Origin of the sequence: Gordonia sp. 'Campus' (genome assembly GCF_022206305.1) — a bacterium.
GTDB lineage: Bacteria > Actinomycetota > Actinomycetes > Mycobacteriales > Mycobacteriaceae > Gordonia.
Map to the genome: position 1 here is coordinate 74698 of NZ_JAKOIW010000007.1, position 25143 is coordinate 99840.

General features: G+C 68.1%; 23 protein-coding genes. 12 read left to right on the top strand and 11 right to left on the bottom strand.

The window, feature by feature from the left end; genetic code table 11:
- The first annotated feature begins 20 nt into the window (after positions 1-20).
- Positions 21-2840: a sacsin N-terminal ATP-binding-like domain-containing protein gene (locus tag MAY35_RS09920; protein WP_238421134.1), complete on the top strand. Its 2820-nt coding sequence runs from the start codon at positions 21-23 to the stop codon at positions 2838-2840.
- On the opposite strand, the gene MAY35_RS09925 is transcribed toward MAY35_RS09920, so the two are convergent.
- Positions 2803-3393 (bottom strand): TetR/AcrR family transcriptional regulator, encoded by a 591-nt coding sequence (locus MAY35_RS09925; protein WP_238421135.1) that lies wholly within the window; start codon positions 3391-3393, stop codon positions 2803-2805. The genes MAY35_RS09920 and MAY35_RS09925 overlap by 38 nt on opposite strands.
- A gap of 110 nt (positions 3394-3503) precedes the next feature.
- Here MAY35_RS09925 and MAY35_RS09930 point away from each other — a divergent pair, with 110 nt between their 5' ends.
- Positions 3504-4643 carry an acyl-CoA dehydrogenase family protein gene (locus MAY35_RS09930; RefSeq protein ID WP_238421136.1) on the top strand — a complete coding sequence of 380 codons (1140 nt, stop codon included), beginning with the start codon at positions 3504-3506 and terminating at the stop codon, positions 4641-4643.
- A gap of 28 nt (positions 4644-4671) precedes the next feature.
- On the opposite strand, the gene MAY35_RS09935 is transcribed toward MAY35_RS09930, so the two are convergent.
- Positions 4672-5385, bottom strand: a complete 714-nt coding sequence (locus MAY35_RS09935; protein ID WP_238421137.1) for a hemerythrin domain-containing protein — start codon at positions 5383-5385, stop codon at positions 4672-4674.
- A 232-nt stretch (positions 5386-5617) separates the two neighbouring features.
- On the opposite strand from MAY35_RS09935, the gene MAY35_RS09940 reads away from it, so the two are divergent.
- Positions 5618-6202, top strand: a complete 585-nt coding sequence (locus tag MAY35_RS09940; RefSeq protein WP_238421138.1) for a phosphatase PAP2 family protein — start codon at positions 5618-5620, stop codon at positions 6200-6202.
- Between the two features lie 113 nt (positions 6203-6315).
- Here MAY35_RS09940 and MAY35_RS09945 read toward each other — a convergent pair whose 3' ends face one another.
- Positions 6316-7575: an HNH endonuclease signature motif containing protein gene (locus MAY35_RS09945; protein ID WP_238421139.1), complete on the bottom strand. Its 1260-nt coding sequence runs from the start codon at positions 7573-7575 to the stop codon at positions 6316-6318.
- A 392-nt stretch (positions 7576-7967) separates the two neighbouring features.
- Here MAY35_RS09945 and MAY35_RS09950 point away from each other — a divergent pair, with 392 nt between their 5' ends.
- Genes MAY35_RS09950 through MAY35_RS09960 form a run of 3 tightly spaced genes read left to right on the top strand, consistent with a single transcriptional unit; the run spans position 7968 to position 11811 of the window.
- Positions 7968-9218 (top strand): acyl-CoA dehydrogenase family protein, encoded by a 1251-nt coding sequence (locus tag MAY35_RS09950; RefSeq protein WP_238421140.1) that lies wholly within the window; start codon positions 7968-7970, stop codon positions 9216-9218.
- 15 nt (positions 9219-9233) lie between these two features.
- Positions 9234-10304 carry a phosphotransferase family protein gene (locus tag MAY35_RS09955; RefSeq protein WP_238421141.1) on the top strand — a complete coding sequence of 357 codons (1071 nt, stop codon included), beginning with the start codon at positions 9234-9236 and terminating at the stop codon, positions 10302-10304.
- A gap of 22 nt (positions 10305-10326) precedes the next feature.
- Positions 10327-11811, top strand: a complete 1485-nt coding sequence (locus tag MAY35_RS09960; protein WP_238421142.1) for an APC family permease — start codon at positions 10327-10329, stop codon at positions 11809-11811.
- On the opposite strand, the gene MAY35_RS09965 is transcribed toward MAY35_RS09960, so the two are convergent.
- A complete protein-coding gene (locus MAY35_RS09965) occupies positions 11808-12056 on the bottom strand; it encodes a DUF2530 domain-containing protein (RefSeq protein WP_238421143.1) in 249 nt (82 codons plus the stop codon). The genes MAY35_RS09960 and MAY35_RS09965 overlap by 4 nt on opposite strands.
- A 24-nt stretch (positions 12057-12080) precedes the next feature.
- On the opposite strand from MAY35_RS09965, the gene MAY35_RS09970 reads away from it, so the two are divergent.
- Together MAY35_RS09970 and MAY35_RS09975 are read left to right on the top strand one after the other, a co-directional pair.
- Positions 12081-13583: an NCS2 family permease gene (locus MAY35_RS09970; RefSeq protein WP_374237938.1), complete on the top strand. Its 1503-nt coding sequence runs from the start codon at positions 12081-12083 to the stop codon at positions 13581-13583.
- A gap of 107 nt (positions 13584-13690) precedes the next feature.
- Positions 13691-14155, top strand: a complete 465-nt coding sequence (locus MAY35_RS09975; protein WP_238421144.1) for a MarR family winged helix-turn-helix transcriptional regulator — start codon at positions 13691-13693, stop codon at positions 14153-14155.
- Between the two features lie 34 nt (positions 14156-14189).
- On the opposite strand, the gene MAY35_RS09980 is transcribed toward MAY35_RS09975, so the two are convergent.
- The gene (locus tag MAY35_RS09980; protein WP_238421298.1) at positions 14190-15413 is read right to left on the bottom strand and encodes a GNAT family N-acetyltransferase; all 1224 of its coding nucleotides are present in this window, start codon (positions 15411-15413) and stop codon (positions 14190-14192) included.
- Positions 15414-15562: 149 nt separating this feature from the next.
- On the opposite strand from MAY35_RS09980, the gene MAY35_RS09985 reads away from it, so the two are divergent.
- Together MAY35_RS09985 and MAY35_RS09990 are read left to right on the top strand one after the other, a co-directional pair.
- Positions 15563-16417: an RNA methyltransferase gene (locus MAY35_RS09985; protein ID WP_238421145.1), complete on the top strand. Its 855-nt coding sequence runs from the start codon at positions 15563-15565 to the stop codon at positions 16415-16417.
- The gene (locus MAY35_RS09990; protein WP_238421146.1) at positions 16414-16728 is read left to right on the top strand and encodes a DUF2537 domain-containing protein; all 315 of its coding nucleotides are present in this window, start codon (positions 16414-16416) and stop codon (positions 16726-16728) included. Before MAY35_RS09985 ends, MAY35_RS09990 begins: the two co-directional genes overlap by 4 nt.
- Positions 16729-16771: 43 nt before the next feature.
- Here MAY35_RS09990 and MAY35_RS09995 read toward each other — a convergent pair whose 3' ends face one another.
- The 5 genes from MAY35_RS09995 to MAY35_RS10015 all read right to left on the bottom strand — a co-directional run bounded on the left by MAY35_RS09995 (position 16772) and on the right by MAY35_RS10015 (position 22262).
- Positions 16772-17533 carry a hypothetical protein gene (locus tag MAY35_RS09995; RefSeq protein WP_238421147.1) on the bottom strand — a complete coding sequence of 254 codons (762 nt, stop codon included), beginning with the start codon at positions 17531-17533 and terminating at the stop codon, positions 16772-16774.
- Positions 17534-18529, bottom strand: a complete 996-nt coding sequence (sepH, locus tag MAY35_RS10000; RefSeq protein ID WP_238421148.1) for a septation protein SepH — start codon at positions 18527-18529, stop codon at positions 17534-17536.
- Between the two features lie 234 nt (positions 18530-18763).
- The gene (gene serC / locus MAY35_RS10005; RefSeq protein ID WP_238421149.1) at positions 18764-19909 is read right to left on the bottom strand and encodes a phosphoserine transaminase; all 1146 of its coding nucleotides are present in this window, start codon (positions 19907-19909) and stop codon (positions 18764-18766) included.
- Between the two features lie 154 nt (positions 19910-20063).
- Complete coding sequence (locus tag MAY35_RS10010) at positions 20064-20960, bottom strand: hypothetical protein (protein WP_238421150.1); 897 nt, start codon at positions 20958-20960, stop codon at positions 20064-20066.
- Between the two features lie 174 nt (positions 20961-21134).
- Complete coding sequence (locus tag MAY35_RS10015) at positions 21135-22262, bottom strand: citrate synthase 2 (protein ID WP_238421151.1); 1128 nt, start codon at positions 22260-22262, stop codon at positions 21135-21137.
- A gap of 166 nt (positions 22263-22428) precedes the next feature.
- Between MAY35_RS10015 and pdxH the strand changes: the two genes are divergently transcribed.
- The gene (gene pdxH / locus MAY35_RS10020; protein WP_245403910.1) at positions 22429-23124 is read left to right on the top strand and encodes a pyridoxamine 5'-phosphate oxidase; all 696 of its coding nucleotides are present in this window, start codon (positions 22429-22431) and stop codon (positions 23122-23124) included.
- Between the two features lie 21 nt (positions 23125-23145).
- Here the strand turns inward: pdxH and MAY35_RS10025 are convergent, their stop codons facing one another.
- Complete coding sequence (locus MAY35_RS10025) at positions 23146-23592, bottom strand: hypothetical protein (protein WP_238421153.1); 447 nt, start codon at positions 23590-23592, stop codon at positions 23146-23148.
- A gap of 217 nt (positions 23593-23809) precedes the next feature.
- Between MAY35_RS10025 and MAY35_RS10030 the strand changes: the two genes are divergently transcribed.
- On the top strand, positions 23810-25078 hold the full coding sequence (locus tag MAY35_RS10030; protein ID WP_238421154.1) for an MFS transporter: 1269 nt from the start codon (positions 23810-23812) through the stop codon (positions 25076-25078).
- The last annotated feature ends 65 nt before the right edge of the window (positions 25079-25143 follow it).

The following is a 25143-nucleotide window of genomic DNA, read 5'->3' on the forward strand; positions in this document are numbered from 1 at the left end:
ACCTCCAGGACACCTCAGCCGTGAGTGACGATCCGTTCGGTACGGCCGCGCTGCGATCATCGACGCTCGATGGCTGGGCGTCGTCGCCGACACGCCTTGCCGAGGACGCGGCGGCCGAATCCGACCTGGTGACAGTGGGTTACCGCGATCGGCTGCTCACCGAGTTGGCCGCGAATGCCGCCGATGCCGCGGCCGCTGCCGGTGTCGACGGCGAACTCGCGGTGTGGGTCGAGGGTTCGGAGCTCCACGTCGCCAACACCGGCGCCCCGCTGACCCGCGACGGCGTCAGATCGCTCGCCGCGCTGCGGGTCTCGGCGAAACCGGCCGACGGTGAGGTCACGGACTCCGGGGATGCCGGCCGAGGTCAGATCGGCCGGTTCGGCGTCGGGTTCACTGCCACCGCGACGGTGGCCGATCGCGTCGAGGTGCGCTCGCGTACCGGGTCGGTGGTCTTCGACCGGGAGGCGACGCTCGAGGCGGTGCGGGCAGCGGGGATCACGCCAACCACCGCTGGTGGGTCGCCCGCGGTCCCGGTCCTGCGACTGGTGTGGCCGTCCGAACACGCGCCCGCCGACGGTTACGACACCGAGGTGGTGCTGCACCTGCGTGAGCAGCCCGGCCCGCTGGTCGAGGCGATGCTGGCACAGGCGCCCGACCTCGTCGTGGAACTCGTTGCCTTGCAACGAATCGCCGTATCCGGTGTCGATGTGTCGGTGGCGCGGGTCCCCGGCCCGGAGCTCGACGATGTCGCCGCCCGGTCGACCCTGGTGACCGTGTCGGTCGTGGGGGATGCGTCCGCCATGGAGACGCTGCCCGCGCCGCGGCGGTGGCTCGAGGTCGCGCGCGGCGGAACCCGATGGCTCGTCGACGCCGACGATGGCCCGGCGCCCGCACATGACGTGCTTCGTGCCCCCACTCCGACCGACATCGAGTTGAGCCTGCCGTGCCGGTGTATCACCGATCTGGCACTCACTCCGGATCGCCGGCATCTGCATCCGAAAGCCGAGATCGCCGATGCCGCCACAGGTTACGTCGACCTGGTTCGACTGGTCGACCCTGCTCGACGGCTCCGTCTCGTGCCCGAGTTGCATCTTGCGCGCAATCCCGACGACGCCCGCCTGATCGAAGCCGTCCGTCGGGAACTCCGCGACGCGGCTTGGCTCCCGGCCGCGGCCGGCGACGACCTGATCCCGCCCCGCGCGGTCGTGCTCGTCGGCCTGACGGATCGGTTGGCGGACATCCTGGGGGAGCTCTTCGGAGATCTCGTTCACCCGGATCTTTCTCTCGCGCAGAACCTTCCGACGCTGGGGCGGCTCGGTGGCGAGGAGCTCGGACTGGCGGCGACGGCCGAGCGGCTCACCGGGGTGCGGCGCGATCCGTCGTGGTGGCATGACCTCTACGATGCGTTGGCCCCGCTGGTGTCGACCGGCCGGGAGATCGAGGAGTTGGGCGCCCTGCCGATTCCGCGTTCGGACGGCCGAATGGCGATCGGTCCCCGCGGACTGTTCGTCAGCGATCGGATCTCCACTCCGATGCGCTGGATTCCGACCGTCCACCCGGAGGCTCGCCACGAATTGCTCGAACGTCTGGGAGTCCAGGATCTCTCGGTGCCGGAGGCGCTCGCCGACCCGGCGTTGCGTGTGCTCGTCGAAGATGCCGATCTCGACGACGTGGGAGACGACGGGTTGGCCGCCGAGGTGTGTGCGGTCGTGCGCGCCGACCCGGATGCGCCGGTGCCGCCGTGGCTCTCGGCACTCGCCCTGACCGATGCCGAGGGCGACTTGCGGCCCGCCGACGAACTCCTCCTGCCCGGCAGCCCGCTGCTGACCGTCCTCGTCGACGACCACCCGTTCGGAGTCGTCGACCAGAGCGTCGTCGACGAGTGCGGTGCCGAGCCGTTGCGGAGGATCGGCGTCGGGTGGGGCTTCGTCACCGTCGACGACGACCTGCCGGTGGGGCCCGATCACGACCTGCCGGACGAACAGGACTGGTGGGACTCGCTACCCGAAGCGCCCGAGACGCTCTCCGCGGTACGCGACCTCGACCTCGTGGACGAGACCCGTTGGCCGCAGGCGCTGACGATGTTGGCCGGCGACGAGCAGATCGCCCCGCTGCTGACCGACCGTTCTGGCTACACGGCCTGGTGGTTGCGTCGGCACGCCGAGATCGACGGCTTGCTGCTGGGCGAGTACCGCGCGCCGTCGGACGAGATCCTCGCGAACATCATCGATCCGCTGGATCACCCCGATGCCGACGGGCTGTCCGGCGCGCTCGCGCGACTCGAACCCGACGACGCCGACGACGCGGCGCTGCTGGTGACGCGACTCGGCGATCCCTCCCGCGAGATCAGCGCCGGCGCAGCGGTGGCCGTCCACGCGGCGGTGGTCGCGGCATGCCGGCGCGGTGCGATCGATCCGGCCGACGTGGAGGTGCCCGACCGGGTGCGTAGCCTCGCCGGAACCGTGACCGACCGCGCGGTGGTCGTCGACCGGGCCTGGTTCTTGCAGGTGCTGTCCGACGACGAGTCGGTGCTCGCCGGGCCGACGGTGATCTCGGACGACGCCGACGTGCTGGCCACGCTGCTCGACCTGCCGCTGGCGTCCGAGGAGTACACGGCGACCGTCCGCGATCCCGGTGACGCGGTCACATGGGCGGACCCCGAGGCCGTCCGCTTCGGGGCCGTTCGCGGTGCGGCCGTCGCGCACGGGACGGTTCGGCTGCACGACGAGCTGTGGGTCGACGTGCGCGGCAACCACTCCGAGCGTGAGGTGCGGGTGTCCTGGTGGATCGACGACGTGGGGGTCACGCACCTGGAGCGCCTGCGTCGATCCCCGCGGTGAGGATCGAGGCGAGCTGCCGGTAGGCGGCCGCGTCGTCGAGCCCGGTGGCGGCCAGGACCTCGCGACGCTGGATGCGGCTCATCATCGAGGTCGCGAGGTCTGCGGCGAATGCGGCGTCGACGTCACGGAACTCGCCCGACGCGACGCCGTCGGCGATGAGTGCCTGGACCCGGGACGACGCGGCTGCGGTGTTCAGTTCGTACAGGGAACGTGTCGGGCCGAAGGCGTCGAGGTCGCGCATGAACGTCTCCGACGCGGGTGAGAGCGCTTCGCCGACCGCCACCAGGTAGACGATGACGCGTTCACGCGGGCTCTCTGTCGCCTGGACCTGTGCTTCGACCTGATCGGTGGCGGTGCGGAAGAAGTGCGTCACGGTCGCCGTGACCAGCTGTTCCTTGCTGGCGGCGAGGGTGTACAGCGTCGACTTGGAGCACCGTAGCTCGGCGGCGATGTCGGCGATCGACAGATGGGCGAATCCTTCGCGCAGGATCAGCTCGAGAAGCGCGTCGAACAACACCGCACGACGACGCGTGGCGAATCCCTGAGCTGGCATGAGGCTCCTCGCGGTCGGAACGGCTGACGACGCTGTGACTGTACGGAGCGTCGTCGAAATAGTACTGTGCAGAGGACTTGAGTACTAGTTCTGTTACCTGGAGGTTTGTGATGCCGGTCGATCGCCTGCTACCCGACAACGAGGCGCGCGACCTCATCGCGCTGGTCCGCGACATCGCCGACAAGCGCATGGCGCCGATCGTCGACCAGCACGAGAAGGACCAGACCTACCCTGACGGCTTGTTCGCCGAACTCGGTGAGGCCGGTCTGCTCGGCCTGGCCTACCCGGTCGAGTGGGATGGCGGCGGCCAGTCGTACGAGGTGTACCTGCAGGTGCTCGAAGAACTCGGCGCCCGGTGGGCGGCCGTCGCGGTGGCGGTGAGTGTCCACGGGCTGGCCTGCCATCCGCTGTTCAACTTCGGCACCGAGGAACAGAAGCAGCAGTGGCTGCCGGATCTGCTCAACGGCAAGCTGATCGGTGCGTACAGCCTGAGTGAACCGCAGGCGGGTTCCGACGCCGCCGCGCTCACCTGCCGGGCCGCGCAGGCCGACGGTGGCTACATCGTCAACGGCTCCAAGGCGTGGATCACCCACGGTGGCATCGCCGATGTCTACAACCTCTTCGCGCGGACCGGGGAGGGGTCGAAGGGTGTGAGCTGCTTCCTCGTGCCGCGTGACACGACGGGCCTCACCTTCGGCAAGCCGGAGGACAAGATGGGACTGCACGCGGTCCCGACGACCGGCGCCTCTTACGACGACGCCTTCGTCGACGAGGGCCGGCGACTCGGAACCGAGGGTCAAGGACTCCAGATCGCCTTCTCTGCACTCGACTCCGGCCGCCTCGGGATCGCGGCGGTGGCCACGGGCCTCGCGCAGGCCGCCCTTGACGCCGCGGTCGACTATGCGCAAGAACGAAGTGCGTTCGGCCGCAAGATTATCGATCATCAGGGCTTGTCGTTCGTCCTGGCCGACATGGCTGCCGCCGTCGACTCGGCCCGTGCCACCTATCTCGACGCGGCTCGACGCCGCGACGCCGGCGTCGACTACACGCGTGCCGCCGCGACTGCCAAGCTCGTCGCCACCGACGCCGCGATGAAGGTCACCACCGACGCGGTGCAGGTGTTCGGCGGGTACGGCTACACCCGCGACTTCCCGGTCGAGCGCTACATGCGCGAAGCCAAGATCACGCAGATCTTCGAGGGCACCAACCAGATTCAGCGTCTGGTGATCGGACGCGCGCTGGCGCGGTGATCACGCTCGACTCCGGGTGGTGACGGTCTCAGCTCGCGATGTAGTAGAAGGCGCGGCCGTCGAGTCGACGGAAGCTCGGGCCGCCCAGCGTGACGAGGACTTTGAGTATTCCGGGCAGGCGGGTGAACACTCGCTCGCGGTCGTCGGGGAGAAGGCCTTTGGCCATCATCGGGCCGACCCGTAGCGTGTGGCGGAGTCCGGCCTGCTTACCCATCTTCTCCTCGAAGGCATCCCAGTCGGCGGTGGTCATGTGACGCTGCACGATCGCTATGGCGTCGGTCTCCTCATGTGCCAGGTGTTCGCCGAGAATCTGTCGAGCGCGGACGAGGGCGTCTGCGAGGGTGGTGCGGGTTCCGGTGTCGGCGGACGAGGCCATCGATGTGAAGCCGGCCTGGCATTCCGCGAGCAGGGGATCGATCCGATGGTGCTCGGCTTCCATCGCGTCGAGGACGCGTTTCTCGTCCTCGTCGCAGCGGGCGAGGAGCAGCGGCCACAGTTCGGCGTCCTCGCCGCTGTGGTGATGATGCAGCGCTTCGGCGAACATCGTCCAACGATCGGCGAGTGCGCGCCACGTCCCCGCGTCGTCGATCGGGGTCACCGGAACGCTCGCGGCGAAATCGGCGAGATCGCGCCGGAACGTGTGGTGGAGCACGTACATCATGAACGGGTCGATGGGCCCGTCGGGTGCGGCGGCCTGGCCGGGGAGCAGGAGCTGGGTGGGGTGCCCGGTGGTTGCGGTCATGGTCGTGTCCTCGTCATGTGGTCGGGTGGTCATATGGTCGGGTCGAGCGGTGATGGTGACCACTGTCAGCGACGAGGCTTGTGACGTACTTGTAGGCGACTTGGTCCGTCGACGGTGCGCGCGCTTCCGAAGCGGGGTGTATCGGTCGAACAGACGACATGTCGAACTCGACTAGGGTGGCGACGGATTCGGGTCGTGCGCCGTCGCACGACGAGAGAGGAGTCCGAGGCTGATGATTGTCTCCCCGACGACGATCGACGAGAACATCCTCAACTGGGTGGTGACGAACCGTTCCGAACCGTGGATCTCGATCGCCGAGGTCATCACGCTGCTCGGCAACACCCTGACCCTCACTGCGCTCACCGTTGTCGCGGTGATCGCGCTGGCCTATCTGGGTCGGCGTGCGGACGCGGTGTTCCTCGGCCTCGGAGTGCTCGTCGGGTACGCACTCATGCAGACACTCAAATTCTCCTTCGCCCGGGATCGCCCGCCCCTCGAGGACCGGTTGCTCGAGATCGACACCTTCTCGTATCCCTCGGGCCACGCGATGATGACGATGGTCGTGTTCGGGTTGTGCGCGGTCGCGGCGTACCGCGCCTCGGCGTGGGTGCGGACGCATCGCTGGGTTCTGGCCTTGGCGCCGTTGCTGTCGATCCTGGTGGGACTCACCCGAATCCAACTCGCGGTGCACTGGACTACCGACGTGGTGTCGGGCTGGTTGTTCGGCGCGATCTGGGTCGTGCTGTGCACCTGGGTCCTGCTCCGATACGAAACGCGACGGGGCGCCGACTCCACGTCGGGGTCGCCAGGTCGCTGAACGTTCCCTGAACCAGACAGCGCCGCAGCCCCGGCGGCGGTTTCACTGTGGAGTTGTCAAGGTACGGATGCGGTCCCGGGGTTGCCGGGTGCGGAAGGTGCTGCGCGGCGTGTTCAGGCGGCGTGGTCGAGTCGCATGGTGCGTCGGTTGTGGGCGGGTAGTGGGCGGCGGTGTGGGTCGATGGTGGCGGGCGGGATGAGCCAGGGATGCCGGTCGAAGCCCATCACGATGTCCCAGCCGTGGTGGTGGACTTGAGTGTGGCAGCGTTGGCAGAGCAGGCAGCCGTTGTCGAGGTCGGTGGTGCCGCCGTCGGCCCAGTGGGCGATGTGGTGGACCTGCGTGTGTGATGGTGGTGCACCGCATTTGATGCAGCACCGGTCGCGGACGACAACGGCTTTACGGAGGTGGGCGGGGAACAAGCGCCTGGTGTGTCCCATCTGTAGCGGCACGCCTTCGCCGTCGAGGACGATCTCGGTGAGTGATCCGTCGCAGGACACTTGTTTGGCGGTCGCCTGGCTGATCGATCCGGTCCATGGCAGGGCCGCCGGGTCGCCGGTGGCGGGGATGGTGACCATCAGCTGCGTGCGTGGGCTGCCGATGCTGTCGATGGTCGCGCCCAGTGCTGCTTGGTCGAGGATGAGTTCGAGAGCGTCGGCGCGACGTTGTTCTGCGGTGCGGCGGTCGTCGGCACCGTCGGGTTCGGGGCGTGGGCAGGCTCGTTCGTCGATCATGGTGAGGAACTTCTCGCCGATGGTCTGTGTGAGGTCGGCGCGGATGTCGACGCGTCCGTCGTCGGTGGTGTGGGCGTTGACCGCGTTCAGAGTCGAATCGTCGGCGGCGGGAATACTGGTGTCGGTGGCGTCGGCCAGGGTGTTGCCGATGGTGCGGGCGTGCTCGAGTACTAGTGCCGGCGTCGCACCTGACAGTGCTTGGCCGAGCAGTTCGATCTCGTGAGAACCCTTGCCGTCATCCGAAAGCTTTTCAGGACAGCGTTTGTCGATGTGCGTCACGCCGCGGACGATGGCGTCGACGATCTCGGTGGACAGTCGTCCGTCGCCGGCGTGGCGGGCGAGAGTAGGCCGCGCTGGTAGGGCGTCGACGATGCGCATGATCCGGTGGGCGGCAGCGGGCGCGTAACCCATCTCGATCAACAACTTCTTGGTGGTGCTGCCCGCCTTCTGTGCGACGCCCAGTTCATCGAGTCGCATTGTGTAGAAGACGATCTGGTGATCGGCTGCGTTGCGAATCAACCGCAGGGTGTCCAGCGCGCCGAATGTCGTTCGGCCGCTGGGATCGTCGGCGGGCGGGGTGGTCTCGATGAGCCGTTCGAGGAGGGTGTCGAGCGCTGCCATGTTTCCAAGGTACTCGAACATACTGGCGAGAGCAAGAGCTGTCGCGAAGCCAAATATGTCGAATGTAGCTGCCAGACAACAATATTCGACGAAGTGCGCGTCAGTCGGTAACACCGGTGAACTCCAGTCACACCCGTCTCGACTTCTGCGCCAAATGGGGTGGTTTTGGTGCGCGAAGCCGCGTCGGCCGACACGGGCGAGTCGCAGACGACCTGCCTGCGTTTCCGGCGGCCGCCTGACACTTCCCAGGACGACGGCGCAGCGTTGTACCTCTTCGTGGTGACCCAGGCGGGCGTTCGTGCCCCGTCCTCGTATGTACCCCGGCGAGTCTGACGCCCCACCCGTCGATGCACGTCCGTGCCGGTTTGCCCGGAATGTTGACGATTCGTCGGTACGCCGCGATACGGTCGGGTATGGATTTCTCCCCGTCAGCGCGCTCGGCCGACCTGACCGAACGCGTGCGCACCTTCGTGACCAACGAGATCGAGCCCGTCGAACCCGAGATCCATCGGGACATCAAGACCAGGCGCGACGAGAAGGGCGATCCGTGGGCGCCCTCGCCCATCATCGCGGAGCTGCAGAAGAAGGCCCGGTCGGAGGGTCTGTGGAACCTCTTCCTCCCTGCCGAGCACGCCGGTCGCTACGCGGCGGACTTCGGTACCGACGGTGGTGCCGGGCTCAGCAACATCGACTACGCGCCGATCGCCGAGGCGATGGGGTCGTCGGGACTCGCGCCGGTCATCTTCAACTGCAATGCGCCCGACACCGGCAACATGGAGGTGCTGCTCCGGTACGGCACCGATGAGCAGCGCGAGCAGTGGCTGGAGCCGTTGCTGACCGCGGAGATCCGCAGTGCCTTCTGCATGACCGAGCCGGCCGTCGCGTCGTCGGATGCCACCAACATGGCCGCGACCGCGGTGCTCGACGGCGACGACGTCGTCATCAACGGGACCAAGTGGTTCTCCACCGGCGTCGGCCACCCCGACTGCAAGGTCCTCATCTTCATGGGCGTCACCGACGCGGAGGCGGACCGCAAGGCGCGCCACACCATGGTGCTGATCCCCATCGACGCGCCGGGCGTCACCATCGACCGGATGCTCACCACCATGGGCTACTTCGACGAGCCGTTCGGCCACGGCGAGGTCAGCTTCGACAACGTCCGCGTCCCGGCGTCGAACATCCTGCTCGGACCCGGCCGGGCATTCGAGATCGCGCAGGGACGGCTCGGACCGGGCCGCGTCCACCACTGCATGCGGGCCATCGGTCTCGCCGAGCGGGCGCTGGAACTCGGTGTGCGGCGCGCACTCTCGCGTGAGGCCTTCGGTAAGCAACTCGCGCGCCTGGGCGGCAACAGCGAACGTATCGCCGACGCCCGGATCGCGATCAACCGATCGCGCCTGCTCGTCCATCACGCCGCGTGGCTCCTCGACCAGGGGATGTCCCGCGAAGCGCTCTCGGCCGTCAGCGAGATCAAGGTCGAGGTGCCCAACATGGCCCTCGACGTCATCGACCTCGCCATCCAGCTCCACGGCGGGGCCGGCCTCACCGACGATTTCCCCCTCGCCTCGGCGTGGGTCGGGGCGCGGTCGCTCCGGCTCGCCGACGGTCCGGATGAGGTGCACCGCAACGTGGTTGCGCGCATCGAATTCGGCAAGTACCGCTGAGACAGGGAGAGACGAATGGCTGACGAGGTCGCCGGCGCGGGAGAGGTCCGCACCGAAGATGCGTTCGACGTCGAGACGGTGGCGAAGTGGCTCGAGGCTCATGCCGCGGACCCCGCCGGGCTCGACGCTGTGCCCGAGGTGCGCCAGTTCGGCGGCGGCGCCTCCAATCTCACCTATCTGCTGCGTTATCCGACCCAGGACCTGATCCTGCGCCGGGCGCCACGGGGCACCAAGGCGCGCGGCGCGCACGACATGGCACGGGAGTACCGGATTCAATCCGAGCTGGCGGGTGCCATCCGCTACATCGCACCGATGGTCGCGTTCTGCGACGATCCGTCGGTGCTGGGTGCCGACTTCTATGTGATGGGGCGGATCGACGGCGTCATCCCGCGCACCGAATGGCCCTCCGACGTGCCGCTCGACGCGGATCAGGCGCGACAACTGTGCTCGAACTTCGTCGACACCCTCGTCGAGGTCCACTCCGTCGATCCGGATGAGACCGGGCTCGGCGACCTCGGTAAGGGCCGTGGGTACGTCCGCCGCCAGGTCGACGGCTGGACCACACGATTCCGCAACGCACACACCGACGACGTGCCCGACTTCGAGCGGACAATGGTGTGGCTGGCCGAGAATCAGCCCGACGATGTCGCGAACTGCGTCATCCACAACGATTTCAAGCTCGACAACGTGGTGCTCGACAAGGACGACCCCACGCGCGTGATCGGCATCCTCGACTGGGAGATGGCGACGCTCGGAGACCCGCTGATGGACGTGGCGGGATCGATGGCGTACTGGATCCAGGCCGACGACCCGGAAGCCATGCAGTTGATGCGCCGTGTTCCGACGCACCTACCCGGCATGATCAGTCGCGCCGAGTTCGTCGAAATGTATTGCGAGCGAATGGGTTTTGACATGTCGCCGGAGCGGTGGCGCTGGTACGAGGTGTTCGGGCTGTTCCGTGCCGGCGCCATCGCCCAGCAGATCTACTACCGCTACTACCACGGCCAGACCACCAACAAGGCGTTCGAGCGCCTCGGGTACGCGGTGGGGATCATCGCTCAGCGACTGGACGACCTGGTCGTGTAGCCGCCTGTACAGAAGGGCCGCCATGGCCGACGAAGTGCTCACCCCATCCAGCGCGGACGATGAGTTCCGCACCGGCGGCTACCGCCCCGAACTCCGCCGGACGCTCGGCGGGTTCGCGGTGTTCGCGATCTCCTTCGCGTTCATCTCGGTCGCGGTGGGCGTCTTCGCGACCTACGGTGACGTGCTCGCCACCGCCGGCCCCGTGGGGATCTGGCTGTGGATCGTCGCCGCCATCGGGCAGACGCTGATCGCGCTGGTCGTCGCACAATTCGCCGCCCGCATCGCACTGAGCGGGTCGTCGTACCAGTGGGCGTCGAGGCTCGCGAACCCCAGGGTCGGCTGGATGTTCGGCTGGTTGAGCTTCTGGTACCTGGCCATCGCCGTGGTCGCGATGGACAACGCGCTGGCCAGCCAGGCGTTGATGCCCCTGTTCGGCATGGCCGAGGACGAGTCCGTGGCGCGGATCATGACCGTCGTCATCCTCGTCGTCCAGGCCATCCTCGTCATCGCGTCGACCCGACTGCTGGGTCTGTTCACCTCGGGCGCCGTCGCCGTCGAACTCGCGATCGTCGCGATCCTCGTCGTCGGACTGGCCGTGGTGATGGTGGTGACCGGCAGCGGGCACCCCGGCAACCTGGGCTCGCGCGGCATCGCGGCGGGCGCAGCGGACTACTGGGCCATCGGCGGGGGAGTGATGGCCGCGATGGTCATGGGCCTGACGACCCTGGTGGGTTTCGACTCCGCGGCGAACCTCGCCGAGGAGGCGAAGGACCCGTTCCGCAGCGTTCCTCGCGCGATCGTCGGTTCGGTGGTTGCGGCCGCGGTGGTCGGGCTGGTCTTCCTCATCGTGCTGACCGTGGCCATCGAGGACGTCGCCGCGATCAGCCGGGACGGCTCACCGGTCGCGGCCATCATCCGGGGCCAGCTCGGGTCGGTCGCCGAACGGGTCCTGCTCGTGTGCATCGCGTTCGCGATGTTCGGCGCGGGCATGGTGGTGATGGCCGCGTGCGCCCGGCAGGTGTTCGCGATGGCCAGGGACGGCCGGTTCCCGGCGCATCGGCTGATGCGACGGGTCAGTCCGCGCACCCAGACCCCGGTCCCGGCGACCCTTCTCATCCTCGGCGTCGGCGTGGTGCTGATGGTCGCGCTGCCGGGTTCGGCCCTCATCGAACTGATCGTGGCCTCGACTATCCTTCCCGCCCTCATCTACGGCGGGATCGTCGTTCTCTATCTCGTCGTCCGAAAGCGACTGGAGCGCAAGGAAGGCGGGTTCAGCCTCGGACGCATGGAACTGCCGATTGCGGTCGCCGCGCTGATCTGGGTGGTGTTCGCGCTGTTCGTCCTGGTCACTCCCGACGACGCCACCGTGCCCACCTTCGTGGTGCTGGGTCTGATCGCCGCGGGGGCGGTGTACTTCGCGGTGATGATGGTGTGGAATCGCGACGTCCTCGACCACGAGCCCGGCGTCGACGAATTCGCTCCGGCGGGCGACGGACCGAAGGACTAGTCGAGACCCTCCTGCGCACCGCGGGCGCCGCGTCGGACGCCGGCGCGCTGCACCAGTACGATCGTCGTGCCCAGGAGTCCGACGCCGAGGCCCACCAGGCAGATGGTCAGCGTGCGGTCACCGCCGAGATCGGTCACGGCGACGATCACGGTCGCCACGACCCACGCGATCATGCCGACCACGATCACCGGCTCGGGCGCGCGCAGGGCGCGGGGGAGTTCGGGGATCTCGACTGTCACGGACATGGACAACAGGGTAGCTTTCGGAACGTGCCAAACGACGTGCCCAGTGAGTCTCGCGATCTGAGGTCCTCCACGACACCGAGCGACCCCGGCCCGCGCGGCCCCCTCGACAGGTTCTTCAAGATCTCCGAACGGGGGTCGACGATCAACCGCGAATTCCGCGGTGGCCTCGTCACCTTCTTCACGATGGCCTACATCGTGGTGCTGAACCCGATCATCATCGGCGGCATCCCCGGCGGCGACAAGAACGCCGATGTGCTGGGCAACGTGCTCCCGCTCGCTCAGGTCGCGGCGGTCACGGCCCTGGTCGCGGGCGTCATGTCTATCCTGTTCGGCCTGGTCGCGAACTATCCGTTCGCGATCGCCGCAGGCCTCGGCATCAACAGTCTGCTCGCGGTGTCGATCGCCCCGCAGGTGACCTGGCCCGAGGCGATGGGCCTGGTCGTCGTCGACGGCATCATCATCGTGTTGCTGGCCGTCACCGGATTCCGCACCGCGGTGTTCAACGCGGTGCCGACCGAGCTCAAAGCCGCGATCGCGGCCGGCATCGGTTTGTTCATCGCGTTCATCGGCTTCGTCGACGCCGGGTTCGTCAAGCGCATCCCCGACGCCGCGGGTACCACCGTGCCGGTCCAACTGGGCACCGACAATTCGATCGCGACCATCCCGACCCTCATCTTCGCCATCGGCGTCCTGCTGATGGGGGTCCTCGTGGTGCGAAAGGTCCCCGGCGGGCTGCTGATCGGCATCGCGATCACCACGGTTCTGTCGATCGTGCTCGAGCGGATCTTCGATTACGGGTCGAGCATCGACAACCCGTCGGGTTGGGGACTCAGCGTCCCGGACATCCCCAACACCCTGGGCGGGCTTCCCGATCTCAGCCTCGTGGGCGACGTCGACCTGTTCGGCGCGTTCACACGCATCGGTGTCCTGGCGGCGTCGGTCCTGGTCTTCGCCCTGGTGCTGTCGAACTTCTTCGACGCGATGGGCACGATGACCGGCCTCGGCAAGGAAGCCGAACTCGCCGACGAGAAGGGAAACCTGCCCGGCATCGGCCGCGCCCTGGTGGTCGAGGGCACCGGCGCAATCGCCGGCGGTGCCGCATCGGCATCGTCGAACACGGTCTTCGTCGAGTCGGCATCCGGCATTGCCGAAGGTGCGCGGACCGGCCTCGCGAACGTCGTGACGGGCGTCTTGTTCCTGGTGGCGATGTTCCTGACACCCATCTACGAGGTGATCCCGCTCGAAGCCGTCACCCCGGCACTCGTTGTGGTGGGCGCGATGATGATCGGCCAGCTGACCGCGGTCGACTTCCGTCGCTTCGACTACGCGTTGCCGGCCTTCCTCACCGTCGTCAGCATGCCGTTCACCTACTCGATCGCCAACGGCATCGGCATCGGGTTCATCAGCTGGGTGGTGATGGCGACCGCCGCGGGCAAGGCGCGTACCGTGCACCCGTTGCTGTGGCTGGTTGCGGCCGTGTTCGTGGCCTACTTCGCGCGCGGACCCATCTCCGACCTCATCGGGTGAGCCGACACCTCGGCTTCGCCGTCCGGATGATGGGCCCGTGTCGTCCACACAGTTCAATTTCGCTTTGCGTAGGGTTTCATGCTGGTCAACTGACCTACCCTTGATGGATGCATTCTCCCTATGGTGACGGAAGCCTGTCGGGCGACCTGTCCCTCGCCGTCGTGCGGCTCGCCCGGCGCCTACGCGGGCGACGCGAGAACAAGCTGGTGTCGCTCACTCAACTGTCTGCCCTCAACACCCTGCACCACGAAGGTCCGATGACGCCCGGTGCGCTCGCCGCCGCCGAACGGGTTCGCCCGCCGTCGATGACGCGGGTCATCGCGTCGCTGTCGGACCTGGGCATGATCAGACGCGAACCGCACCCGACCGACGGGCGCCAGGCGATCGTGACGCTGTCGCCGGAGGGGGTCGAGGTGGTCACCGAAGAACTCGCCGCGCGCAAGGCGTGGTTGAGTGACCGTCTCGCGGAACTGACCCCAGAAGAACGCGACACCCTGCGAGACGCCGTCCTGATCGTGAATTCGATTCTCGGACAGGCCGACACCGACGTCCCGAAGTCGCGGGCGATCTAGGGCGTCGGCGCGAGGCCGGCTCACCGCCCGCGGGTCAGAAGAACGTGCCGGAGAACGGTGCGCGGTCGGTCATGAACGCATGGTCGAGAGCCCGTAGCGTCGCCGCGGAGTCGGCGTGGAGACGTCCCGCCGCCGCATAGGTCGAGGGTCGGATGCCGCCCAGGTAGATGCTCGACAGCACCGAGATGTCCAGGCGGACGGTCGGTGTGGCCGTTGCCGCCGCGGGTGCGACGATGGCCCCGCCCTCGCGCACCGACATGTCGAAAACGCCTCCGTGGCCACGGAATTCGTCGGTCACCTCGATGACCGCGTCGAGGTCCGCGCCGTAGTGGCGGGCACCGAGTGCGGCCGGGACGTCGAGGATCCGCAGCCACATCGTGTCCGAGGTCCCCGTCACCGACACCGATCGCGGGTTGACCAGTTTCTGGGGCAGCGGATCGTCGACCGGGATGCTCGCCGTGATCGAGGGGATCAGGTCGAGGTTGATCAGGACGCGCCACAGGTCGGTGTGCGCGGCGTCGGTCACGGCGAAGATCTCGTAGACCTCGCCACGTACCGCGCCCCGTTCGTCCTTGTAGATGCGGTAGCTCGCATAGCCGTCGTCGTGCAGCAGGTAGTGCAGACCGCTCGCCGAGATCGGGCGTTCCGACGCGCGGTCGGCGAGGATCGGGTTCCACCAGGCGGGTGTGCGCGTGAGCGCGCCCGGCGTGGTGACGGTCCAGCGCGCGTGCAGGTCGGGGATCGCGGCGGCGACCGCGTCGGCGTCGGCGTAACGGACCGTCGCATCCGCGGGCTGCTCGGCCCGCATGGCCGCGTCGGGGCTCAGCGACACACTGTTCGCGAACGAGGCCGGGCCGAACCCGAAGCGCTCGTAGATGGTGCCCTCACTCGCGGTGAGGATCGCGAACGTGTACTTCTCCGACTCCCACTGCTCGACGAGTTCGGTCAGCATGCGGCGCAGGATTCCGCGTCGCCGATGGGTCGACGCGACCGACACCCACGACAGGCCGGCGGCGTCGGACACACCGCCGCCGGGCAGCGACATCGACATGCGGTAGAACATCGACACGCCCACGAGCGGCTGGGTGTCGAGTCCGGTGTCGCGCACGAGGACGACGTCGTCGTCGGCGACCTTCCCGCGGAGATCGGCGACCTCGTCGTCGGGCAGCGGGTTGCGCATGGCGAACGCGCGGGCGTCGGTGAGGATGATGTCGGTCCAGTCGGCGTCGGTCGCGCGCTTCATGGACAGACGTGACATGGGAGTCGAATCGCTGGTCACGCCCTTTACCGTGTCATACCCGGGTGCCGCGCCACGTCTCGGGTCCGCTTGGCGGCGACCGCGTCTCGTCGACGCTCGGACGTGTACCGCCGTCTGGCAGCGAGCCCCGGAGGTGGCACACTGTTGCGGTGCCCGGGCTCGCAGTGGACGTGATCGACATCGACGATCCGGCGGATCCGCGCGTCGATGACTTCCGCGACCTGAACTCGGTGGATCGACGGCCCGACCTGCCGGTGCTGCCCGGCGGCCGACCCGGGCGCGGCCTGGTCATCGCCGAGGGCGTGCTCGTCGCCCGCCGGATGATCGCCTCGCGCTTCGAGACCCACGCCTTCCTCGGTGTCGACAAACGACTCGACGAACTCGGCGATGATCTGCTCGATCCCACTCTGGCCGGGGTCCCGTTCTTCCGCGCCACCGCCGAGGTGATGGCCGAGGTGGTCGGTTTCCACCTCAACCGAGGAGTGCTCGCGGTGTCGCGCCGACCGCAGGTCCTGTCGGTGGCGGACATCCTCGACACCGCCCGGACGGTCGCCATCCTCGAAGGGGTCAACGACCACGAGAACATCGGGTCGATCTTCCGCAACGCCGCCGGACTCGGCGTCGACGCCGTGCTCTTCGGGCAGGGCTGCGCGGACCCGCTGTACCGCCGGTGCGTCCGGGTGTCCATGGGGCACGCGCTGCTCGTGCCGTTCGCGAAGTTCGACGAATGGCCGCGCGGACTCGACCTCCTTCGCGACCGCGACTTCCAACTCGTCTCGATGACGCCCGACCCGTCGGCGGTCACCCTGGCCGAGGCGGTCACCGCGGACAAGGTCGGGTTCCTCGTCGGTGCCGAGGGGCCGGGTCTGACCGCCTCCGCGATGGCGTCGACCGACGTGAAAGCACGCATCCCCATGAGTCGAGGAACTGACTCCCTCAACGTGGCGACCGCGGCGGCCGTCGCATTCTACGAGCGCGCACGGTCGGGGACGATGGAGACGTGACCGCTCCCGAATCGCTGCGGAACGACGACAGCCGCCCGGAACCGACGCCGTGGGTCCTCGGCATCGTCGTCGGCGTCGTGTCTGCGCTGTTCGCCGCGTTCGTCCTGGTGGGCGTGTACTTCCTGATCGGTGGCGTGCTGCGCTTCCTCGGGATCGCCGCGGTCCTCGTCGTCGCCGGCGGTCTCGGATGGACGCTGTGGGAGTTCCGGATGCGGCCGGTGTGGCGCTGGGTCGTATGGGGTCTGCTGATCGGGTTTCTCGCCGGGGTGTCGTCGTCGATCGCGTTGCTGGCGCTGGGCCGCCCGACCTGACGCGTTCTCCGGGATGCTGCAGGGTGCGGGTGGGTCCCGGTCCTCAGAACCCGAAGTACTCCCGGATGCGCCCCCGCTTGGGAGGCGTCTCCTCGGGCCGCGGCGTCCGAGCCCGCGCGGCCGTGGCCTCCCGATAGTTGTCGTAGTCGGCAGCGGTCGGCTCGTACTCGGCCGGATGCAGCGCGAAGCAGGTGACCGTGATGCGTGCGGGGTCGACGTCCGATGGCGCGAGGGGATGGGTGTAGCGGAAGCCCAGCCACTCGCGGTTCGCCTCCTCGGCCAGCTGCGCGGGGTGGAACGGCAACGACATCGGTGCGGTCGGCACCCCGTCGGCATAGTTCAGCGGGTACTCGCCACCCCAGAACGGCTTTTCGAAGGTGAACGGCAGGCCGTGGTCTTCGTGGATGGTCACCGGGTCGGCGGCGAACGAGCGTCGTAGTGTGCCGGCTTCCCACCGGGCGAACACCCCGAGTGACGTCTCGGGCTCGGTGTAGAGGAGGGTGGTCGCGGCGCTTCTACGGATCGACGCCAACGTTCGGGTCAGGGTCGACGGGGCCGTTGTCTCGAACAGCGAGCACGAGACCACGGCCAGCGGACCGTAGAAGCCCGCGTACACGTGGGTGTCCTTGGCGGACGCGGCCGTCGCGAGGTCGGTGTCGACGAGTGGTACCAGGACGCTGTCGCCGAAGATGGCGGTCGCCACCTGGCGAGCGTGCTGGAAGTCGTTGTGAGCCTCGGCGCGGAGGATCGATGCGGGATCGTCGGTGTCGATGAACCAGACGGTGGCCGCCCGTGCCGACGACACTCAGCTGTTCCCGTTGCTGCGTACGCCGAGCAGGACATCCTCCCACGCAGGCACAGCCGGTTTGCGCGCCTTCTTGCGGCGCGGGCGCTCGACACCGGCGGTCTGCGCCGGTGCCGGTGCATCGTCGTCGACGTCGGTGTCGGCCTCCGCGGGTGCGTCGTCGGCGGATGTGCCGGCCACGGGAGGCTCGGGCTCGGACCGGTCAGTCGGCTCGTCGTCGAATCCGAAGTCGAACGGCACGGTCCCGTCGTCCTCGACGGCCGGGATTCGACGGTCGTGGCGGGCGCGTTGCGCACCGATGATCGAGTTCGCATCCATGGTGACCTCTTCGCGCCCGTCCGGCGTGGTCTCCACGGCGACCGACGGAGTGGCGACCGGGGGTGCCGCGACCGGTGTGAGGCGACGGCGCGGAGCAATGGTCTCGGGGTGGGTCAGCTCGTCGGCGAGATCGTCGAGCGGATCGACGCTGCCCCCGTGCGAACCGGGCTGGTAGCGCCAGTGCGCGAGGTTGTCGGTGCGGCCGACACTCCAGGCGACCTGGACGATCCAGTATCCGTCGTCGCCCTTCCACGCGTCCCATTCGACGTCGGCCGGATTGTGACCGTAGGCGAGAATGCCCTCGTTGACCGACTCGACCAGCGTCGCGACGGCCGGGCCGTCGTGGCGGATGGGGTGGGCTGCGCCGGCGAGTTCGGTGGCGCGGGTGCGTTCGAGGAGCACCGGGTGAGCGAAGCGTTCGATCTTGTCGGTTCCGACACCGGCCGCGGCAGCCACCTCGGCGACCGTGGCGCCCGCTCGGATACGTGCCTGGATCTCGCGGGGCCGCAAAGCACTCTGCATCTCGATCTCGATCTGTCCCAGTCGTGAGATGTCGCCGCGGGCTGCGGCGCGGAGGCGTTCGTCGGAGGCGATCCGGAATTTCTCGCCGGATTGGGCGTCCTGGCAGATGACATGGGAGCCGTCGGAGTCGACTCCTACGACACGGAGCTCACGCATCTGCTCCTCCTCCGGTCGGTGCACGCATTGGGGTCACATTAACTCACCGATCTGCCGATTCACTGTGGGACACGCGGCAAAACCGCAGTTCAGCACGCGTGAGACGCAAGCGACGGCAGCGCATGGTGCGTCAGATGTGGTCTGTGGGAACCAGGCTACCCGCTCGGTGAAACGACGCCGGCGCGCCGCAGGACGAGCCTGCGACGCGCCGGGAAGTCGTCTGGCGGACGTGGATCAGAGACGCTCGACGATGTGGTCGATGCACTGGGTGAGCTTGGTGACGTCCTCGGGCTCGATCGCCGGGAACATGCCCACGCGCAACTGGTTACGGCCCAGCTTGCGGTACGGCTCGGTGTCGACGACGCCGTTGGCGCGCAGAGTCTTGGCAACCGCGGCCGCGTCCACCTCGTCGTTGAAGTCGATGGTGCCCACGACCTGGCTGCGATGAGCCGGATCGGTGACGAACGGCGTCGCGAACTCGCTGGCCTCGGCCCACTCGTACAGGCGCGCACTGGAATCGGCGGTGCGCGAGACGCACCAGTCCAGGCCGCCGTTGTTGTTCATCCACTCGATCTGGTTGGCGAACAGCAGCAGCGATCCGACCGCGGGGGTGTTGTAGGTCTGGTTCTTGCTGCTGTTGTCGACGGCGGTCGGCAGCGACAGGAACTCGGGGCACCACCGATCGGTCTCGGCGATCTCGGCGATGCGCGCCAGCGCACGCGGGCTCATGAGCGCGACCCACAGCCCGCCGTCGGCGGCGAAGCACTTCTGCGGTGCGAAGTAGTAGATGTCGGCGTCGTTGATGTCGACCGGCAGGCCGCCCGCGCCGGAGGTGGCGTCGATGGCGATCAGCGCGTCATCCGAACCGGCGGGACGGACGACGGGAACGGCCACACCCGTCGAGGTCTCGTTGTGTGCCCAGCCGATGAGGTCGACGCCGCCGAAGTCGTCGGTGGTCAGCGCCGACGGGTCGGGGGCGGTGCCCGGATCGGTCGAGATGACCGCAGGCGAATCGAGGAACGGGGCCTTCTTCGCGACCGTCGCGAACTTCGACGAGAACTCGCCGTAGGTGAGGTGCAGGGAACGCTGCTTGATCAGGCCGAACGCGGCAGCATCCCAGAACGCGGTGGTGCCGCCGTTGGAGATGACGACCTCGTAGCCCTCGGGCAGGGAGAACAGGTTCGAGAGACCCTCGCGGATCGACCCCACGACGTTCTTCACCGGCGCCTGCCGATGGCTGGTGCCGAACACCGACGCGCCCGTGTCGACGAGGGACTGCAACTGCTCGGGGCGTACCTTCGACGGCCCGCAACCGAAGCGGCCGTCCGACGGCAGCAGGTCGGCGGGCAGGGTGATCGGTGCGGTGGCGGCTTCGCTCATGCCCGCAATTCTAGGGAGTGGCCCCCGACACCCGGGTTTCGGTCCCCAGAACGTGCGGGCTCGGCCACAGGAGCGCTACTTTCATCGAAGATGCGCAGGCTGCAGGTAGCGCATCTTCGGATGAGATAGCGCTTCTGTGCTCGGACGCCGCGGGTCACGCGAGCCCGGCCTCGCGTAGCGCGTCCACGATGAGGCTGCGGAAGTGTGCAGTGTCGAGCAGGTCCTGCCACGTCCAACGTACGACGATCCGGCCGGTGCGACGGATCGCGTCCTCGCGCCGCTTCTCGTCGAACACCGTCTGCGGCGCCGACGTGCCGAACTGCCCGGAGTACTTGATCTTGCCGTCGAACTCACCGATCACCTTGTCGTCCCAGCCGAAGTCGCCGCGGGCGATGAACCGGCCGTCGGAGTCGACGATCGTCACCTGCAGGTCGGGGAGTGGGATTCCGGCGGCGATCATCGCTGCGCGACTGAGGGATTCGCCGATGCTCTCTGATCGTGCATCCGCGACCGCCAGCGTCTGGCGCAGCCTGCCGACGCCCTTCATCTTGGTGCTCGCGGCCACGACAGACTCGATCTCGGCGTGCGTGATGCCGGACCGGAGGCCGCTGTCGAGGGCGCAGACCGCTTGCTCGAAGGTCCCGAGACGGGCGATGTCGGCGACTGTGCGGGCCGGCGTCGTGAGGCGCAGGTCGTCGACAACCGTCACGTGCGCGGCTAAAAGGTTGTCGCGGTGGACGTGGATGTTGCCACCGGTACGGCCGGTCTTCGAACTGGTGAAGTGAACCTTGTTCATGTCCGGTCTGAGGAGGGGGATCCCGTGGATCGCCGCTGCGGACTCGTGGCTGATCACTCGTCCGGTCCCGCCGACGGCCGCGGCGCCGCGGATCTTGAGGCGATAGCGCTCGAGCTCGCCGTCGGGTGACGGTCCGAGATGGACCGCACCGCGCCACACGCTGTGCAAGGCGCCGCTTTCTTGGCGCAGCCGTACCTCGTGCTCGCCGAGAACTGTTGCGAGAGCGGATCGTCGAACCACGTGGTGTTCCGTCATCGCCTCAGCGTGACCCGAGTCTCCTCCGGACTGCGAGCGTCGGTGCCCGTTTGTGGAGTGTGAACGGTCCTGTCCACAGCGGCGCGGCCATCGCAGTAGCGCTACTTCGCCAACAGCTGCGCTACTTACAGCTTGCGAATCGTCGCCCGAACCAGCGCATCTGCGAACCCCGGCCTACAGACCCGGCTTCACCACGTCGCCCCAGCCCTCGACGTCCTCGGGTCGGCGGGGGCTCGGGCCGGTGTAGATGGCGGCCGGGCGGACGAGTTTGCCGAGACGCTTCTGTTCGAGGATGTGGGCGCACCATCCGGCGGTGCGGCCGCAGGTGAACATGGCCGGCATCATGTGTGTCGGCACCTCGGCGAAGTCGAGAATGACCGCGGCCCAGAACTCGACGTTGGTCTCGATCGCGCGGTCGGGGCGTCGTTCGCGGAGTTCGGTGAGGGCGGCCTGCTCGAGAGCGGCCGCGATCTCGAAACGCGGGATGCCGAGTTCTTGCGCGGTGCGCCGAAGCACGCGGGCGCGGGGGTCCTCCGCGCGGTACACGCGGTGGCCGAAGCCCATCAGCTTCTCTTTGCGGTCGAGGATGCCCTTGACGAGAGCGCGTGCGTCCCCGGTGTTCTCGACCTCCTCGATCATCGGCAGGACGCGCGCGGGTGCGCCGCCGTGCAGCGGTCCCGACATCGCGCCGATGGCACCGGAGAGCGAGGCGGCGACGTCGGCGCCGGTCGAGGCGATGACGCGGGCGGTGAAGGTCGACGCGTTCATGCCGTGCTCGGCGGCGCTCACCCAGTAGGCGTCGATGGCGGCGATGTGCCGCGGGTCGGGGTCGCCCTTCCAGCGCGTCATGAAACGCTCGGTCACGGTGTCGCATTCGTCGATGACGTGCTGCGGGACGGCGGGCTGGTGGATGCCGCGCGCGGATTGCGCGACGTAGGACAGCGCCATCACCGACGCGCGGGCGAGGTTGTCGCGGGCGGTCTCGTCGTCGATGTCCAGGAGCGGCTGATAACCCCAGATCGGGGCCAGCATGGCGAGTGCGGCCTGCACATCCACGCGCACGTCGCCGGTGTGGATCGGCAGCGGGAACGGTTCGGCCGGCGGCAGTCCGTTGCCGAACCGGCCGTCGACGAGCAACGCCCACACGTCGGCGAAGGTCACCTTGTTCTCGACGAGATCCTCGATGTCGACGCCGCGGTAGCGCAGGTTGCCGCCGTTCTTGTCCGGCTCGGCGATGTCGGTGGTGAACGCCACCACGCCTTCGAGTCCGGTGACGAAGTCCTCGGGAACTGTGTTGGCCATGACAACCACCTCATTCGACATCCGTGTCGTGCATACGCATGCATGCGATCCAGGACGAACTGTAGATCAGCACGACGCCCCGCGTGTACCCAGGAGTAACGAGGTCGCCCGGAGTAGCGTCGGGGACGTGTTGGACGAGTCGCGCGACCCCATCGACCTGCCGAACATGCGCGTCGGTTACGGCGGCGGGATCCCGCCGAACATCGGTGAAGGCGACCGTGCAGCGGGTGCCGACGGAATCCGCGAAAACCTCGACCCGAGCTGGTTGCGCGGTGACCCGCCGTGGCTCGATCTGTTCCACGTGTGGCTCCGTGAGGCGCTGGACGCCCGCATCGCCGAACCGAACGCGATGGTGCTCGGCACCGCCGATGCCGACGGGCGGCCGTCGACCCGCACCGTGTTGTGCAAGGGTGTCGACGCGAACGGGGTGGTGTTCTTCACCGGCTACGACTCCGACAAAGGTCGTCACCTCGCCGCGAATCCGTATGCGTCGGTCACGTTCCCATGGATCGCCCTCGAGCGTCAGGTCCACTTCCGCGGGCCGGTCGAGCCGGTCAGTGCTGCCGAGACCCAGGCGTACTGGGAATTGCGGCCACGGGGATCGCAGCTGTCGGCCGCCGCCTCGGAGCAGTCCCGGCCGATCGGGAGCCGAGTCGAACTCGAACAGAAGGCGGCCGGCCTGGCCGAGCAGCTCGGCGGGTTCGACGGCGGTGCGGAAGTGCCCGTCCCGCCCACCTGGGGTGGTTACCGGATCACGCCCGTCGAGGTCGAGTTCTGGCAAGGCCGGGCCAACCGGCTGCACAACCGCGTCCGGTTGACCCAGGTCGACCACTCTTGGCGCGCGGAACGCCTGCAGCCCTGAGCCGTCGGCGACCGCCGCCCGTCAGCGGTGGTCGATACGGTTCGCGTCGAGCGTGTTGATACCGCACTGTGCCTGGGCGAAGATCGGCGCGCGGTACACGTGGTGCCGGACACGGACGCCGTTGACCCAGATCGTGCACTGCGCGTAGCCGCCCCAGGAGGTGATGTTCGCAGCGGTCTGCTGCCGCTTCTTTTGCGCGACGAAAGTGGTCGTCGTCGACCACAGGCGGGTGCGGGGGTTGTAGTCGCGCAGGGTCATACCCACGCCGGAGGTGCGTGGCGCCATCGCGTTGCGGCCGTCGATCCACCAGTAGCTGTATGTGCTCCGCTGATCCGAGGCGACCTGCACCGTGATGCGATCCCCGGCGGTGGGGAAGCGCGGACTGGCCTCCGCGGTCCCCGGAAACGCCGCGCCGAGAACGACTGCCGCAGCCGTCGTCATGATCAGAACCCAGCGTCGAATACCCATGTGCGACCCCTCTCGAACCCCGACCCGGAGCGGACCCGCCCGAGCGAAAAAGACGATAGCCCACGGCGTCGAGCAGATCGCCCTCACTGTCCACAGGTGCCACCCGAATGGTCCCGAGACGTGCTGCGACACGACAATTGGTGCACAACGGACACCGGCGTAGGCGCTGACAGGCCTGGATCGCGACCGGTTCGCCGACGGTCATAGCATCGTGGAAATGGCCCGCTTCCTCGCCGACACGACGCCGTTGCGCAATCACGACTTCCGACGGCTCTGGCTGGCGAACATCGTCACCGTCATCGGAGCGCAACTCACCGTCGTCGCGGTGCCCGCGCAGATCTACGAGGTCACCGGGAGTTCGGCCTACGTCGGCCTGACCGGCGTGTTCGGACTCGTTCCACTCGTGGTCTTCGGGTTGTGGGGTGGGGCGCTGGCCGATGTCGTCGACCGGCGGACACTGCTCATCGTCACCACCACCGGACTGATCGGGTGCAGCGCACTGTTCTGGGTCCAGGCTGCCGTGGGCGGTCAGAACGTGTGGATCGTCCTGGCGCTCTTCGCTTTACAGCAGGCGTTCTTCGCGATCAACCAGCCGACACGCACCGCGGTGTTGCCTCGGCTGCTCGACGCCAAGGACCTACCCGCAGCGCTGTCACTGAACATGACGGTCATGCAGGCGGGCGCGATCGCGGGCCCTCTCGTGGGTGGTGCACTGATCCCGGTGCTCGGGTACTCGCTGCTCTACCTCGTGGACACGTTGTTCCTGTTGCCGACGCTGATCGCCGTGATCATGCTGCCGTCGCTGCGCCCGGAGAGCGACGCCGCGCCGAAGGTGGCGGGTCTGCGTTCGGTGCTCGACGGTCTGCGCTACCTGGCCGGACACAAGATCCTGATGGCGTCGTTCCTGGTCGACCTCATCGCCATGGTGTTCGGTATGCCACGCGCGCTCTTCCCGCAGATGGCGCACGAGAACTTCGGCGGTCCCGAGGGCGGCGGTCTGGCGTTCGCGCTGCTGTTCACGGCCATCTCGGCAGGTGCGGTGATCGGCGGCATCTTCTCGGGCTGGGTGACGCGGGTGGAGCGCCAGGGTCTCGCAGTCATCGTGTGCGTGATCGTCTGGGGTCTGGCGATCACCGGGACCGGGATCGCGGTGTCTTTCGCCGACGGTACGGCGATGCCGATGCTCATCGTCGCGGTCGTGCTGCTGATGATCGGCGGTGCCGCGGACATGGCCTCGGCGGCGTTCCGGCAGACGATCCTGCTCGCCGCCGCCAACGACGAGGTGCGCGGACGGCTGCAGGGCGTGTTCATCGTCGTCGTCGCCGGCGGGCCGCGGATCGCCGACGTCGCACACGGCACCGCCGCCGCATCCATCGGCGTCGCCGCGGCCACGGCCTACGGCGGAGTCGCCGTGGTGATCGCGACGATCGTCGCCGCCCTGATGATCCCCGCGTTCGTGCACTACCGCGCCGGCCAGCGGACCTGAGGTCGGTGTCGAGCTCAGCGCGACCGTGAGGCCCGAGACGGGTCCCGCCCCCGACAGGTCTCCGA

Excerpts from the sequence above, each read along its gene's own strand:
- MAY35_RS09925 (WP_238421135.1), bottom strand. The coding sequence starts at position 3,393 with ATGCCAGCTCAGGGATTCGCCACGCGTCGTCGTGCGGTGTTGTTCGAC.
- MAY35_RS09930 (WP_238421136.1), top strand. The coding sequence starts at position 3,504 with ATGCCGGTCGATCGCCTGCTACCCGACAACGAGGCGCGCGACCTCATC.
- MAY35_RS09935 (WP_238421137.1), bottom strand. The coding sequence starts at position 5,385 with ATGACCGCAACCACCGGGCACCCCACCCAGCTCCTGCTCCCCGGCCAG.
- MAY35_RS09940 (WP_238421138.1), top strand. The coding sequence starts at position 5,618 with ATGATTGTCTCCCCGACGACGATCGACGAGAACATCCTCAACTGGGTG.
- MAY35_RS09945 (WP_238421139.1), bottom strand. The coding sequence starts at position 7,575 with ATGTTCGAGTACCTTGGAAACATGGCAGCGCTCGACACCCTCCTCGAA.
- MAY35_RS09950 (WP_238421140.1), top strand. The coding sequence starts at position 7,968 with ATGGATTTCTCCCCGTCAGCGCGCTCGGCCGACCTGACCGAACGCGTG.
- MAY35_RS09955 (WP_238421141.1), top strand. The coding sequence starts at position 9,234 with ATGGCTGACGAGGTCGCCGGCGCGGGAGAGGTCCGCACCGAAGATGCG.
- MAY35_RS09960 (WP_238421142.1), top strand. The coding sequence starts at position 10,327 with ATGGCCGACGAAGTGCTCACCCCATCCAGCGCGGACGATGAGTTCCGC.
- MAY35_RS09965 (WP_238421143.1), bottom strand. The coding sequence starts at position 12,056 with ATGTCCGTGACAGTCGAGATCCCCGAACTCCCCCGCGCCCTGCGCGCG.
- MAY35_RS09975 (WP_238421144.1), top strand. The coding sequence starts at position 13,691 with ATGCATTCTCCCTATGGTGACGGAAGCCTGTCGGGCGACCTGTCCCTC.
- MAY35_RS09980 (WP_238421298.1), bottom strand. The coding sequence starts at position 15,413 with ATGTCACGTCTGTCCATGAAGCGCGCGACCGACGCCGACTGGACCGAC.
- sepH (WP_238421148.1), bottom strand. The coding sequence starts at position 18,529 with ATGCGTGAGCTCCGTGTCGTAGGAGTCGACTCCGACGGCTCCCATGTC.
- serC (WP_238421149.1), bottom strand. The coding sequence starts at position 19,909 with ATGAGCGAAGCCGCCACCGCACCGATCACCCTGCCCGCCGACCTGCTG.
- MAY35_RS10010 (WP_238421150.1), bottom strand. The coding sequence starts at position 20,960 with ATGACGGAACACCACGTGGTTCGACGATCCGCTCTCGCAACAGTTCTC.
- MAY35_RS10015 (WP_238421151.1), bottom strand. The coding sequence starts at position 22,262 with ATGGCCAACACAGTTCCCGAGGACTTCGTCACCGGACTCGAAGGCGTG.
- pdxH (WP_245403910.1), top strand. The coding sequence starts at position 22,429 with ATGCGCGTCGGTTACGGCGGCGGGATCCCGCCGAACATCGGTGAAGGC.
- MAY35_RS10025 (WP_238421153.1), bottom strand. The coding sequence starts at position 23,592 with ATGGGTATTCGACGCTGGGTTCTGATCATGACGACGGCTGCGGCAGTC.
- MAY35_RS10030 (WP_238421154.1), top strand. The coding sequence starts at position 23,810 with ATGGCCCGCTTCCTCGCCGACACGACGCCGTTGCGCAATCACGACTTC.